This is a genomic window from Leisingera sp. ANG1, assembly GCF_000203975.2.
Taxonomy (GTDB): Bacteria; Pseudomonadota; Alphaproteobacteria; order Rhodobacterales; family Rhodobacteraceae; genus Leisingera.
In genome coordinates this window covers 108,215-120,756 of sequence record NZ_AFCF02000006.1, presented here as the reverse complement: position 1 = coordinate 120,756, position 12,542 = coordinate 108,215, and the positions used below count along the sequence as shown (strand labels likewise).

Sequence of the window (12,542 nt, the reverse complement as noted above, 5' to 3'; positions counted from 1 at the left end):
CAGGCCGGCACCGCCAAGAATCGGCTATAGTCAAACCCATCAACAATGAGGAGACGACCATGCTGTACCCGCTTGCCTCGCTTGAGGCTGACAAACTGGACGCGATCAAGAGCCTCGAAAAAGACATCGGCAGCCCGGTGGTGGCGCTGGCAGGTGTTGAGACAACCACCGCCGCCCTGCCTGACGAGAAGCTGAAGAAGCTGCAGGAACTGGAAGAGGAACTAGGCGTCGTGCTGGTGGCGGTGCGGCCGAACTAGGGGCATCCTGGGCACCGCGGCAGCCTGATCGTGCCGCGGCGCCCTTAGCGGGAACGCCGGAGCCGCCCGGTCATCTTCAGACCATCGCGGAAATTCAAGCCCATCATGAACAGGTTTCCGGCGCCGGCGATCAGCTCGACCGTTTGGACCGCGTAAAACGTGCCGTCAAATTCGCCGGCAGCAGCTTTCCCGGCCAGAAACCAGGCGGCAGGGACGAGAACCAGCAAACCATTCAGTGCAATAACCGGCATGCGCTTCTTCTTGGCCCTCGCCGGCGCGTCTTTGCGCCGCCGGCCCATCGCCATCCCGGACCCGCCAACTATGATCATGGCCGGTATAAGGACGAGCATACCCTTCAGGATCGATGCTTTGACCGCCGCGACCGTCTCGTGGCCGGCAAACAATTCACTTAGGGCCGTCGATGTCCAGAACACCAGGATCATCAGAAAACCGATGGCGCCTGCAATGGCGTGAATCTTCGTCTTCATTTTACTTCCCAATTAGTAGATCCGCAGAACAGGCCGTCAGGACGTGCAGCAGTTCGGCACGGCAATCTTTTCGAACAGATGCGGAGCCGTTACGGCACTGGAGGGATAGTGGCTGAGCTGCTGCTGGAACTCCGGATTGGAAAACGCCGCACGGAAGTCAGCCACGGAATCCCAGACCGCATAGTTCAGATACATGCTGCCATCGCCGATGGCCTTGTGGAGCTGGGTGCTGATGTAGCCCGGCTGTTTCTTCATCCACAGGGCATCACTCCTCCACGCTTCGACCAATGCGTCCTGTTCAGCGGGATCAACCGTAAAAAGATTGACCAGAACAACAGGCCCTGCCTCGACCGCCAGTTGATGATCAATAGGGAACTCAGGGTCCAGAGGTTTGAAATTGACCATCGCAGGGTGCTCCTTGTATGCCGCTTAAACTTGGTGTCATGTTGTCATATAGGAACCACAAACCACAATGACAACACATTGTCAAAAATTCAGGGGGCGTCATGCCTGAAGTGCAACGAAGCGAGGCGGGAGAAGCGGTAACGGAGCTGATCCTGGATGTGTTCCGGCTGAATGGCCGGTTGCAGATTGCTGGTGACCGCCTGGTTTCCGGGCTGGGGCTGACCAGCGCGCGATGGCAGATACTTGGCGCCATTGCCTATGCGGAAAAGGCGGAAACTGTCGCCTGGCACGCCCGTGCCATGGGTGTTCACAGGCAGGGCATTCAAAGGATCGTCAATGAGCTCAAGCGCGAAGGGGTCCTGGAGTTCCAGCCCAACCCTCAGCACAAACGCGCGCAGCTGGTCGTCATGACGCCCAAAGGAAAGGACCTGTACGATGCCGCCATTGCAAAGCAGATCCCCTGGGTAAACGCGCTTGCCAGCGGCCTGCTGCCGGAGGAAATTGCAGCCGCGCAGCAAGTTATTGGCCGTCTCAAAGCGCGGCTGGAGGAAGCGGCTCTGCCCCAGGAAGACAGCAGCAGCGCAAGCTGACGCTGTGGCTGCCGAGAACTAACGCTCTTTCGCCAAACAAAAAGCCCCGCAGATATCTGCGGGGCTTTCCGTTTTTTAAGCCGTGAGGCCGGGGAGATTAGTCGCCCGACTTCAGTGCGGCGCCCAGGATGTCGCCCAGCGATGCGCCGGAGTCCGAGGAGCCATACTGTTCCACTGCTTCTTTCTCTTCCGCGATCTCGCGCGCCTTGATGGACAGGCCCAGGCGGCGGGTCTTGGAGTCGACGTTGGTGACGCGCACATCAACCTTGTCGCCCACCGAGAAACGCTCGGGACGCTGGTCGGCACGGTCGCGGGACAGGTCGGAGCGGCGGATGAAGGACTTCATGCCTTCGTATTCCACTTCGATGCCGCCGTCTTCGATCGCGGTCACTTCCACGGTCACGATCGAGCCGCGCTTCACGCCGCCCACGGCTTCAGCGAACTTGTCACCGCCCAGGGCTTTGATCGACAGCGAGATACGCTCTTTGTCGACATCCACTTCGGAGACAACGGCCGAAACCATGTCGCCTTTGCGGTAGTTCTGGATCGCGTCTTCGCCGCGCTCGTCCCAGGAAAGGTCGGACAGGTGAACCATGCCGTCGATGTCGCCGTCGAGGCCGATGAACAGACCGAATTCGGTGATGTTCTTGACTTCGCCTTCGACCTGAGTGCCCTCGGGGTTGTTCTCGGAGAACACTTCCCACGGGTTGCGCATGGTCTGCTTGAGGCCCAGGGACACGCGGCGCTTGGCACCGTCGATTTCCAGAACCATGACGTCGACTTCCTGGGAAGTGGAGACGATTTTGCCCGGGTGGACGTTTTTCTTGGTCCAGGACATCTCGGAGACGTGGACCAGACCTTCGACGCCCGGCTCCAGCTCAACAAATGCACCGTAATCGGTGATGTTGGTGACGCGGCCCTTGTGCACGGAGGACAGCGGGTACTTGGCGCCAACCAGATCCCACGGATCTTCCTGCAGCTGCTTCATGCCGAGGGAGATGCGGTGGGTCTCTTTGTTGATCTTGATGACCTGAACCTTGACGGTTTCGCCGATCGACAGGATCTCGGAGGGGTGGTTCACACGGCGCCATGCCATGTCGGTGACGTGCAGCAGGCCGTCAACGCCGCCCAGGTCAACAAACGCACCGTATTCGGTGATGTTCTTGACGACACCGTCCACGGCCTGGCCTTCGGACAGGTTGCCGATGACTTCGGCGCGCTGCTCGGCGCGGGACTCTTCGAGGATCGCACGGCGCGAAACCACGATGTTGCCGCGGCGGCGGTCCATCTTCAGGATCTGGAACGGCTGCTTCAGACCCATCAGCGGGCCGGCATCGCGCACGGGGCGGACGTCAACTTGCGAGCCGGGCAGGAAGGCAACAGCGCCGCCCAGGTCGACAGTGAAGCCGCCCTTGACGCGGCCGAAGATCGCGCCTTCGACGCGCTGATCGTCTGCGTATGCTTTTTCCAGGCGGTCCCAGGCTTCTTCGCGGCGGGCCATCTCACGGGAGATGACGGCTTCGCCACGGGCGTTTTCTGCCGAACGCAGGAAGACTTCCACTTCGTCGCCGACTGCGATTTCAGCGGCTTCGCCGGGGTTTGCGAATTCTTTCAGATCAACGCGGCCTTCCATCTTGTAGCCGACGTCGATGATGGCCTGGCCGGCTTCGATTGCCAGCACTTTGCCTTTGACAACCGAACCTTCGTCCGGGGTGTCCATTTCGAAGCTTTCGTTCAGGAGGGCTTCGAATTCCTCCATCGATGCGTTTTGAGCCATGAGGTCTCAGGTTTCCTTTACTAGTGTTTCTGGCCGGGCGGTTGTCTCCGCCGGTCTTGGTTAAGCCAGTCCAGAACGTGGCCCGGAGCACATCTGATCAAACAAACACAAAGGGCCGAGGTAGTCCTCAGCCCTGCTCAGATATGCCGTCCGGACGTTGGCCGCCCGTGTTCTGACAGCGCGCGATATAAGCGGATTCCCGGGGGCGCGCAAGGGAAAAGCCCTGCATGGCAAGGGGAAGAGGGTTTTACGGCGGCTGGCTGCCCGCTGCCGCTCTCTGCGGACGGTTCAGGGTGCCTTGTGGCTGTATTCCTGTTCCAGCAGGACGACACCCACAAACACGTAGTCAACCGACACCCCCTCCCCCCGCAACGGCAGGTAGAGTTCGGAGGTGCTGCGGTATTCCGGCAGCGGTCCGACATAGGGCAGTGCAGCGAGCGATGGCCGGGAGGTGGATGCCACTTCGTGAAAACAGCTCCAGATCATCGATCCGGGTCCAAAGCCGGGATGTTCGGACAGCCGGGTGCCGACGTACTTGCGACTCAGCGTGTTGATGATCTTGTTGCGGATATACAGCGCCTTGAAGTCAGCAGGTTCACCGGTTTGTGTCCGTTCTATTTCAAACACTGACAGGATGTTCGGTGCCGGATGGGCATTTGGCAGTTCGAATTGGGTGAGCCGCGGGAATTTCCCGTCTTCAGCAGCGTTCCGCCAGTGGAAGAAGACCTGCTTCAGCTCCGGCTGCAATTCGCCTGCAGAGAAATCAGAAGTAAACACGCTTGGGCAGCCCCGGCAAAATCACACCACTCTGCGGCCCTTTGGAAGCGGCAAGAGCCGTACCTTAATCAATAACACTCAGCTGTTAATGTAGCCTGAAATCAGCGCATTAAAGGATTCAATTCGAATTGATTGCCTTTCGTGTTCCGCACGGAGGGCAGCAGGCGGCCGGAAATGCCGCCTGCTGCCCTCATGCGGGGAATGCTCAGGCGATCTCTGTCACGATGGTTTCACGGGATTTGCGCACTTTTTTCATTGGCAGCAGCCAATCGCCGTCCTCCTGGCGGTAGCCCAGCGGCAGCAACAGCACGGAGCGCAGGCCCTTCTCGCGCAGGTTCAGGATCTCGTCGATTTTGTCAGGCGTGAAACCTTCCATCGGGGTGCTGTCCACTTCCAGCTCAGCCGCGGCGGCCAGCGCAAAGCCCAGCGCGATATAAGCCTGGCGGGCGGCGTGGTCGTGGTTGGTGCGCGACTCGCGCGGCAGGTAGGTCGCCTTGAGGTTATCGTAATACTGGTTCAGCATCGGGATCTCGCCCCGCTCCTCGGTCATCTGGCGGGTGACGGCGTCGATGCGGTCTTCGGAGTAGTTGTCCCAGGCGGCAAAAACGATCAGGTGCGAGCCGTCAGTGATCTGGGCCTGGTCCCAGGCGTGCGGACGGATCTGCGCGCGGATTTCCGGGTTGGTGATCACGAAGACCTCAAACGGCTGGGTGCCGGAGGAGGTCGGCGCCATGCGGATCGCCTCGATGATCTGGTCGACCTTCTCCTGCGGAACCGCCTTGGCGGGGTCCATCTTCTTGGTGGCGTAGCGCCAGTTCAGCTTCTCGATCAGGGTGCTCTTGCTCATGTGTCCGGTCCTTTCGGGGCCTTATGTGATGGTGGTATAAATTTGTAACCGGCTATATAAGCGGTACCGGAAAGGGCACAAGAAGGCACATTCTTTAGCCCCGGTAACACGGAAGGAACCGCCATGGCGGAGGGTCAATGCCCGGAATGCGGGCGCATCAACGAAGTGCTGTCGCGGGTCGGCGACCGCTGGAGCGTGCTGATCGTGATTTCATTGGCGCAATACGGTGTGCTGCGGTTCAACGCGCTGAAGCGGCATCTGGGGATTTCCCAGCGGATGCTGAGCCTGACCCTGCGCGAGCTGGAGCGGGACGGGCTGGTGAGCCGCACCTATCACCCGACGATCCCGCCCAAGGTGGAATATGCGCTGACGCCCCTGGGCGAGTCGTTCCGCGAGCCGGTCAGGGCGCTGGGGCTGTGGGCGCTGGAGCATCTGCCGGTAATCGATGCGGCCCGGGCAGAGTTCGACGCTGCAGCCGAAGCGGACAAGAAGACCGCCTGAGGCGGCGGTCTTCTTGTCTAGGAGCAGGACCCATTAATACCGCAACGTCCAGACACGGGCGTCCCGTTTCAGCATAGCCTGTTCAGCGGCGTCCAGCCGTGCGGCCGCGGCAGCTGGATCGCGGCTGCCGCCCGCCCTGGTCCAGATCCTGAGCGCTGAGGCCGGGCTCCAGGGCAGGCAGGCGGAGGCCAACCACTGCCGCAGCCCCGGCGGCAAGGCATCATAGGCCTGCATCGGATCCCCTGCCCTGCGCCGCCGCTTCAGGCGGGAGTTCAGGTTGCGGCGCGCCCTGCGGTCAGCCATTGCGGCGCCAGCTTGGGAATGGGTCCTCCAGGGAGGCCCAGGCCGGGTCGAAGCCATTCGCCGGTTCCGGCATCAGGCAGGCGTCGAGGCGGGCGGTGGTGGCTTCCTTGTCGAGGCCTGCACCGATGAACACCAGTTCCTGCCGCCGGTCGCCCCAGGTCTCGTCCCAGTTCTGCAGGAATTCCCGCCGGGCCTCAGGATGCGTGGGCCAGCGTTCCGTTGGCACCGCCGCCCACCACAAGCCCAGAGGGCGGACCGAAGAGATGGCTCCGGCCAGCGAGAATTCAGCGGCCCATTCCGGGCGGGTGGCCAACCAGAAGTGACCCTTGGCGCGGATCACACCGGGCAGGTCGCCATTCAGCAGCGCATGGATCTTGGCAGGATCAAAGGGGCGTTTGGCGCGGTAGACAAAGGAGGAGATGCCGTATTCCTCGGTTTCCGGCACATGGTGCTCAAACCCGTAGAGCTCCTTGGCCCAGAGGGGGTGCTCGTGGGCCTTGTCAAAGTCAAAGCGCCCGGTGTCGAAGATGCGTTCCCCGTCCACCTCGGAGAAGTCGGTCTGGATCACCTCGGCATCCGGGTTCAGCGCCTTGATCACCAGCATCGCCGCTTCTGTTTGGGCCGGCCCCGCTTCAGTTACCTTGTTCAGGATGATGACGTTGGAAAATTCGATCTGGTCGGTCAGCAGATTGACCAGAGTGCGGTCGTCCTCGGCGCCCAGGCTTTCGCCGCGGTCGCTGAGGAAATCATGGCTGGAGAAGTCCTTGAGCAGGTTCACCGCATCCACCACAGTCACCATGGTATCGAGGCGGGCGACGTCCGACAGGCTTGCGCCCTGCTCATCCCGGAAATCGAAAGTTGCGGCCACCGGGAGCGGCTCAGCAATGCCGGTGCTTTCGATCAGCAGATAGTCGAACCGCCCTTCAGCCGCGAGGCGGCGCACCTCCTGCAGCAAGTCGTCGCGCAAAGTGCAGCAGATGCAGCCGTTGGTCATTTCCACCAGCTTCTCATCCTGCCGCGACAGTTCCGTTCCGCCGCGCACCAGGTCCGCGTCGATGTTCACCTCGCTCATGTCGTTGACAATCACCGCAACCCGGCGGCCCGCGCGGTTGTTCAGGACGTGGTTCAAAAGCGTGGTTTTGCCCGCCCCAAGGAAGCCCGAGAGCACAGTTACCGGCAGTCTGTTGTTCGTCATTTGCGAATCCAATTATGTTATATCATAACAGTACCGTCTGCGAGATAGCACCCGGCTGCTCAGCTCACAACCCAGAAAGCCAGGAAACGGCAAGCATCCGGTGGAGCAATCCGCCGCCCGAGTGCCGCAAACTGACGTTCAGGCGCCGCCTTTCGCCTTCAGTCTAGGGAGAAGGACAAAATTGGGAGGGAAGGATGGCGCAGCAACCGAACTTACTGGTGATCATCTCGGACGAGCACCGCAAGGATGCGATGGGCTGCGCAGGACATCCCATCGTGAAGACCCCGAACCTGGATGCATTGGCGGCGCGCGGCACGATGTTCACCGCGGCCTATACGCCCTCTCCCATGTGCGTGCCGACCCGCGCGGCGCTGGCCACCGGCAACTGGGTGCACAAGACCGGCCACTGGGACAGCGCGACACCCTACGCCGGAGCCCCGCGCAGCTGGATGCACGCACTGCGGGAGGCGGGCCGCGAGGTGGTCTCGATCGGCAAGCTGCATTTCCGGTCTGCGGAGGACGACAATGGGTTTACCGAGGAAATCCTGCCGATGCATGTGGTCGGCGGCGTCGGCTGGGCGATTGGCCTGCTGCGGGAAAACCCGCCGCCCTATGACTCGGCAGCGGAGCTGGCGGGTGATGTGGGCACCGGGTCGAGCACCTATACCGACTATGATCTCGCCATCACCGGGGCGGCGGAGGCCTGGCTGGCGGATCCCAAGCGGCAGCAGCAGCCCTGGGCGGCCTTTGTGTCCTTGGTCAGCCCGCATTACCCCCTCACCTGCCCAGAGGAGTGGTACAGCCTGTATGACCCGGCAGAGATGGACCTGCCCGTGGGCTATGGCGAAGGGCTGCCGGAGCATGAGGAGCTGCGCAACATCGCAGGTTTCTTCAACTACGATGATTACTTCGACGAGCAGAAGATGCGCGAGGCCAAGGCGGCCTATTACGGGCTCACCTCCTTTATGGATGATTGCGCGGGCCGGGTGATCCGCGCGCTGGAGGCCAGCGGCCAGCTGGAGAACACGGTGATCCTCTATGTGTCGGATCATGGCGACATGATGGGGGATCAGGGGTTCTGGACCAAGCAGGTGATGTATGAGCAATCCGCCGGGGTGCCGATGATCGCCGCCGGGCCGGGGATTCCGGCGGGGCAAAGGGTGGCGACCTGCACCAGCCTGACCGACATCGCCGCCACCGCGCGCGAGGTTTGCGGCGTGGCGGAGGATGCGGAGCTGCCGGGCGTGTCGCTGCGCGCGATTGCCAATGCCCCCTATGACGAGAGCCGCACCGGCTTTAGCGAATACCACGACGGCGGCTCGAAAACCGGCGCCTTCATGGTGCGCTGGGGTAAGTGGAAGTACGTCTACTACGCCGGGGTACAGCCGCAGTTGTTCGATCTGGAAGGCGACCCGCATGAACTCGTGAACCGGGCGATGGACGGGGCGAATGACCCAGAAATCAGGGCGGCGCTTAGCGAAGGCGAACGGCGGCTGCACGCAATTTGCGACCCGGAGGAGGTGAACGCCCGCGCCTTTGCCGATCAGCGCCGCAGGATCGAGGAACTGGGCGGTGAGGAGGCCTGCCGCACCGCCTATGTCTTCAACCATACGCCGACTCCTTCGGAGCAGGACAAGATGCGCGAAGGCTCTCCATTGTAGCTCTTGCCGCCCGCCCTGCCCTTGCCTAGGGTCGCCGGCAGGAGGGCCGTGCCATGACACTGGAAGAGGCAATTGCAACCCAGCCGCTGTGGGTGCAGGTCTGGGTCAACATCCTGTTTCTGGGTGCCTTTGTGCTGCCGCTGGCACTGCTGATCTGGAAGCCCAGCCGGATCGCCGGTCTGGTGACCGTGGCAGCCAGTGTGCTGGCGGCTGGTGGAGTCTACTGGATCTACGGGCAGCTGGGATATGTGCGGCTTTTGGGGGTGCCGCATGTGATCCTGTGGACGCCACTCGTGGTCTGGCTGTGGCGCCAGCAGGCGCGCCCGGATATGCCCGTCTGGCCGCGGCGGATCATTCTGACGGTGTGCGCGGTGATCGTGGTCTCGCTGGTATTCGATTACGCGGATGCAGCGCGCTATTTGCTGGGAGAGCGGCAAGCGTACTGAACCGCCGCTGCCCCGCGCGCAAAAGTTTTCAGCAAAACTTTTGGCAATTTTCTTTCACAAGAAAATTGTGCCGCCCCTTCCAGCCCCGCGGCTCAGAGATCGATTTCCAGCACCCCGTCCGGCGCCTGCGCCCGGGACTGGCACAGGATGATGGCGCCCTCGCGCTGCTTATTCGACAGCACAAAGTCGCGGTGCTCGGCGTCGCCGGAGATCAGCCCGCACTTGCAGACGCCGCAGATACCGTCAGAGCATTTCACATCCACGTGGATGCCGCTGTCTGCCAGCGCTTCTGTGGCAGTCTGCTCTGCCGGAACCAGGATTTCCCGGCCTGATTTAGCAAGCTTCAGAGTGAAGGGATGGTTTTCGTATTCGGGCTGTTCGGGAACCGAGAAGTATTCCATATGGCGGGCCTCTTCCGGGAAGCCATTGGCTTCTGCCGCCTCCAGCACCGCCTGCATATAGACCTCCGGCCCGCAGGCATAGACGTGGCTGCCGGGCACGTATTGCAGCACTTCGTTCAGGTCTGCGCGGGTGCCCTGATCGGAGAAATGCAGATGCACTTTGTCTGCCCAAGGGAAGTTCTGCAGGTCTTGCAGGAAGCCGGCATTCGTCATTTTCGAACAGGAATAGCGGAATTCGAAATTCCGCCCCAGCGCGTGCAGGCGGTGGGCCATGGCGATCATCGGCGTCACCCCGATACCGCCCCCCATCAGGTAGGATTTGGCGGCATCCTCCACCAGCCGGAAGTGGTTGATCGGCTTGGAGATGAAGACCATGCGCCCCTCCTCGAAGATGCGGTGCATCAGCTTGGAACCGCCGCGGCCCTGATCCTCGCGCAGCACTGCGATCTGGTATTTCGAGCGGTCCGCCGGGTCGCCCGACAGCGAGTACTGGCGGAAGAACTCCGGCGCGACGACCACGTCGATATGGGCACCGGCTGTTGCAGGCGGCAGCAGAGAACCGTCCGGGAGGGAGAACTCATACTTGGTGACGGCCTCCGTCACGTGCTCGACCTTCGACAGACGCACCCGCATGACCGGCGCAGCACCCTGATCGGCAGAATAGACATGCTCCGGCGGCAGGCCCTGCGCGCGGCGGCGCTTGTGCTCCGCTGCGGGTATCATCGCCTGATAAGCCGCGATCCCGGCCTCTCGGTCCATCGGGGCGGGCCAGGCATAGGGCGGCGGCGCCAGCGGTGCGGGATAGACCGCCAGGGTCTGATCCTCGAACTTCAAGTCCAGATTTTTGGAGAGCTTGCGGGCATTCACCGGATGCTGCGAAGGGGAATAAGGCCCCTCTTCCACCATCTCCAGATCCCACCACCATTTCTTGGCCGGGTTCACCTCGCCGTTGCCCAGCGCGTCGTCGAGTTTTGCCAAGAGCGGCGCACTGCCGGGCACATTCATCGCGGCCCAGCGGAACGGCGCCTCGGCAAACAGGCCCTCCAGGTTCCAGGGACAGGTCTTCATGCAGCGGCCGCACATGGCGCCGCCGGGCACGGTGACCCGGTAGGTGGTGCATTTCTGGCTGTCGGATTTCCAGATCTCGTAGCCGTTGAACATCAGCTTAGGGCCCGCAGTGATAGCGCCGGAAGGGCATTCGCGGGCGCATTTGTTGCAGGCCTCGCAGAAGCGCTGCAGGCCGAAGTCGACAGGTTTGTCATGGGTCATGGGCAGATTGGTGGTCACGGCACCGGATTTCAGGCGGGGGCCGAGGAAGGGGTTCAGGATCACCTCGCCGATGCGGGAGACCTCGCCAAGGCCGGACAGCAGCAACAGCGGCGGCTGCAGCACCTCGCCGTCCATCACCGAATGCACCCGGGCGGTATAGCCGAGGTTGCGGATTTGTTGCGCGATCACCCCGCCCAGCAGCGAAAACCGCAGGTAGGCGCGCATCGACTGGGCGCAGGCGATCCAGTCGTCGCCGGAGGCGCCCTCCATCGTCTCATGGCCTTGGTCGATGATGATGCTGATGGCGTTTTCGTGGTAGGGGGCCAGTGGTTCGCCTGCAGCGTCGTGGGAGTAGTAGGCCCAGTCAGGGCAGCGTGAGATCCCCACAGCGTCGCAACCGAGGAAATAGGCCGCAGCCTTGATGTTGGCGGCGTTGCGTTCAGCATCGGCGGCGCTGGGGTCAACCTGCGGCGCGGGCTCGCCGTCCTGCAGCAGCACGAAGGCCGCAAGCGAGGATCGGAAGGCAAAGGCGGAGGAGGACTTGCGGACGTAATTGCCGTTCTTCGCCGCTTCCTGCGGGCCTTTGCCAAGGTCGCCGAACAGGGAGCGTGCGAACATGTCGGCGCGCTTTGGCACGCGCGCCACGTTCACCTCGTCAATATAGGTGGTGGGGTCAGCCACCCGCTTCAGGGTCTCGAACGGGTGCGGGCCGTCCATGAAGCGGCGCTTGGCATAGGGGTCGCGGCTGGCAGCGCTTTTGGCGTGGCTACCAAGGCCCAGCCGGTATTTGAGGCCCGGCGCCTGCCCCGGCACCAGCGGCAGATCGGCGGCCAGTTCCAGGGTGGTGGTGACGGCGGCGATGCCGAAGCGATTGCCAAGGAACGGGTTTGTCAGCACGCCATCCTCGCAGGTGGCAAGCCCCGCCTGCACCGCCAGCTGGCCCAGATGCACATCACTGGCGGCACCGGTATGCGCGCGCGCCTCCCACCCCAGCAGGCGGATGTAATTGGCCAGCGTCACCACGGTTTCCGCCGCCCGCAAGCAGGCGCGCTGATCCTGTGCATCCGCCAGCCAGCCGGTGCCGTCTTCACCGGCTTCAGGATCACGCGGGAACTCGTAGATGCAGACCAGCGCATGCGTGTGGTGGCGGCAGTCCGCGGGCGGGGCCTGCATCGCCTCGCGCAAGGAAGCCATCACCACGTCGATGCCGGAGGCGAAGGTTTTGGTCTGCTTGCTGCGCAGGGTTTCCGAAAGCGCCGCCACATCCGGGTTCACCAGCGGCGCCTCCAGCCAGGCGCCGGAAGGCACCGCGCAGGCACCGGCCAGAGAGGCGTCGCAGAAGTAGCCGAAAGCCTTCAGATGATCGGTGCGCTCCTGCGGGTCCGAAGGGATTTCTGCGCGTTCCTTTTTCACCAGTCCTTCGCGGGTGGCGTCCAGCATCGCCTGGTAGTCGCGCATCGCATTGACGAGGGAGAGCGGTGCATCGGGGCGGCGGAAACTGACCTGCTCCTGTGGCGGCAGCGCGTCCAGCCCTTCCGGCCCGGCCTGCCGGTTCAGGGTCTCCATCGGGTACGGCCCCAGGTGCACGGGCCGGTTGCGGTAGGAAAACAGTTTGCCCATGGATG

At 62.6% G+C, this 12,542-nt stretch carries 13 protein-coding genes; 5 read left to right on the top strand and 8 right to left on the bottom strand.

Annotated elements, in window-relative coordinates:
* Positions 1 to 59 precede the first annotated feature (59 nt).
* Positions 60 to 257 (top strand): hypothetical protein, encoded by a 198-nt coding sequence (locus tag GC1_RS10015; RefSeq protein WP_019298082.1) that lies wholly within the window; start codon positions 60 to 62, stop codon positions 255 to 257.
* A gap of 44 nt (positions 258 to 301) precedes the next feature.
* Here GC1_RS10015 and GC1_RS10010 read toward each other — a convergent pair whose 3' ends face one another.
* Together GC1_RS10010 and GC1_RS10005 are read right to left on the bottom strand one after the other, a co-directional pair.
* The gene (locus GC1_RS10010) at positions 302 to 745 is read right to left on the bottom strand and encodes a hypothetical protein (protein ID WP_019298081.1); all 444 of its coding nucleotides are present in this window, start codon (positions 743 to 745) and stop codon (positions 302 to 304) included.
* Between the two features lie 36 nt (positions 746 to 781).
* Positions 782 to 1,150 (bottom strand): antibiotic biosynthesis monooxygenase family protein, encoded by a 369-nt coding sequence (locus GC1_RS10005; RefSeq protein ID WP_019298080.1) that lies wholly within the window; start codon positions 1,148 to 1,150, stop codon positions 782 to 784.
* Between the two features lie 101 nt (positions 1,151 to 1,251).
* Between GC1_RS10005 and GC1_RS10000 the strand changes: the two genes are divergently transcribed.
* Positions 1,252 to 1,740: a MarR family winged helix-turn-helix transcriptional regulator gene (locus GC1_RS10000; protein WP_019298079.1), complete on the top strand. Its 489-nt coding sequence runs from the start codon at positions 1,252 to 1,254 to the stop codon at positions 1,738 to 1,740.
* A 97-nt stretch (positions 1,741 to 1,837) separates the two neighbouring features.
* Here the strand turns inward: GC1_RS10000 and rpsA are convergent, their stop codons facing one another.
* From rpsA to GC1_RS09985, 3 genes are all read right to left on the bottom strand, one after another.
* Positions 1,838 to 3,517, bottom strand: a complete 1,680-nt coding sequence (rpsA, locus tag GC1_RS09995) for a 30S ribosomal protein S1 (protein WP_019298078.1) — start codon at positions 3,515 to 3,517, stop codon at positions 1,838 to 1,840.
* Positions 3,518 to 3,805: 288 nt separating this feature from the next.
* Entirely contained in the window at positions 3,806 to 4,294 is a 489-nt protein-coding gene (locus GC1_RS09990; RefSeq protein ID WP_019298077.1) for a hypothetical protein, read from the bottom strand.
* 205 nt (positions 4,295 to 4,499) lie between these two features.
* A complete protein-coding gene (locus tag GC1_RS09985) occupies positions 4,500 to 5,141 on the bottom strand; it encodes an NAD(P)H-dependent oxidoreductase (RefSeq protein ID WP_019298076.1) in 642 nt (213 codons plus the stop codon).
* A gap of 123 nt (positions 5,142 to 5,264) precedes the next feature.
* Here GC1_RS09985 and GC1_RS09980 point away from each other — a divergent pair, with 123 nt between their 5' ends.
* Positions 5,265 to 5,642 (top strand): winged helix-turn-helix transcriptional regulator, encoded by a 378-nt coding sequence (locus tag GC1_RS09980; RefSeq protein ID WP_019298075.1) that lies wholly within the window; start codon positions 5,265 to 5,267, stop codon positions 5,640 to 5,642.
* Positions 5,643 to 5,675: 33 nt separating this feature from the next.
* On the opposite strand, the gene GC1_RS09975 is transcribed toward GC1_RS09980, so the two are convergent.
* Together GC1_RS09975 and GC1_RS09970 are read right to left on the bottom strand one after the other, a co-directional pair.
* Positions 5,676 to 5,945: a DUF6525 family protein gene (locus GC1_RS09975; protein ID WP_019298074.1), complete on the bottom strand. Its 270-nt coding sequence runs from the start codon at positions 5,943 to 5,945 to the stop codon at positions 5,676 to 5,678.
* Positions 5,938 to 7,140, bottom strand: coding sequence for a GTP-binding protein (locus tag GC1_RS09970; RefSeq protein WP_036762642.1), 1,203 nt, complete (start codon positions 7,138 to 7,140; stop codon positions 5,938 to 5,940). The genes GC1_RS09975 and GC1_RS09970 overlap by 8 nt, the downstream gene beginning before the upstream one ends.
* A 194-nt stretch (positions 7,141 to 7,334) precedes the next feature.
* Between GC1_RS09970 and GC1_RS09965 the strand changes: the two genes are divergently transcribed.
* A complete protein-coding gene (locus tag GC1_RS09965) occupies positions 7,335 to 8,801 on the top strand; it encodes a sulfatase-like hydrolase/transferase (protein WP_019298072.1) in 1,467 nt (488 codons plus the stop codon).
* 53 nt (positions 8,802 to 8,854) lie between these two features.
* Positions 8,855 to 9,247: a hypothetical protein gene (locus GC1_RS09960; protein WP_019298071.1), complete on the top strand. Its 393-nt coding sequence runs from the start codon at positions 8,855 to 8,857 to the stop codon at positions 9,245 to 9,247.
* 92 nt (positions 9,248 to 9,339) lie between these two features.
* On the opposite strand, the gene GC1_RS09955 is transcribed toward GC1_RS09960, so the two are convergent.
* The gene (locus GC1_RS09955; protein WP_019298070.1) at positions 9,340 to 12,537 is read right to left on the bottom strand and encodes a 2Fe-2S iron-sulfur cluster-binding protein; all 3,198 of its coding nucleotides are present in this window, start codon (positions 12,535 to 12,537) and stop codon (positions 9,340 to 9,342) included.
* Positions 12,538 to 12,542 lie beyond the last annotated feature (5 nt).

Bases quoted from the DNA above. Each gene is read 5' to 3' on its own strand.
- GC1_RS10010 (WP_019298081.1), bottom strand. From the start codon at position 745: ATGAAGACGAAGATTCACGCCATTGCAGGCGCCATCGGTTTTCTGATG.
- GC1_RS10015 (WP_019298082.1), top strand. From the start codon at position 60: ATGCTGTACCCGCTTGCCTCGCTTGAGGCTGACAAACTGGACGCGATC.
- GC1_RS09975 (WP_019298074.1), bottom strand. From the start codon at position 5,945: ATGGCTGACCGCAGGGCGCGCCGCAACCTGAACTCCCGCCTGAAGCGG.
- GC1_RS09980 (WP_019298075.1), top strand. From the start codon at position 5,265: ATGGCGGAGGGTCAATGCCCGGAATGCGGGCGCATCAACGAAGTGCTG.
- GC1_RS09960 (WP_019298071.1), top strand. From the start codon at position 8,855: ATGACACTGGAAGAGGCAATTGCAACCCAGCCGCTGTGGGTGCAGGTC.
- GC1_RS09970 (WP_036762642.1), bottom strand. From the start codon at position 7,140: ATGACGAACAACAGACTGCCGGTAACTGTGCTCTCGGGCTTCCTTGGG.
- GC1_RS10000 (WP_019298079.1), top strand. From the start codon at position 1,252: ATGCCTGAAGTGCAACGAAGCGAGGCGGGAGAAGCGGTAACGGAGCTG.
- rpsA (WP_019298078.1), bottom strand. From the start codon at position 3,517: ATGGCTCAAAACGCATCGATGGAGGAATTCGAAGCCCTCCTGAACGAA.
- GC1_RS09965 (WP_019298072.1), top strand. From the start codon at position 7,335: ATGGCGCAGCAACCGAACTTACTGGTGATCATCTCGGACGAGCACCGC.
- GC1_RS10005 (WP_019298080.1), bottom strand. From the start codon at position 1,150: ATGGTCAATTTCAAACCTCTGGACCCTGAGTTCCCTATTGATCATCAA.
- GC1_RS09985 (WP_019298076.1), bottom strand. From the start codon at position 5,141: ATGAGCAAGAGCACCCTGATCGAGAAGCTGAACTGGCGCTACGCCACC.
- GC1_RS09955 (WP_019298070.1), bottom strand. From the start codon at position 12,537: ATGGGCAAACTGTTTTCCTACCGCAACCGGCCCGTGCACCTGGGGCCG.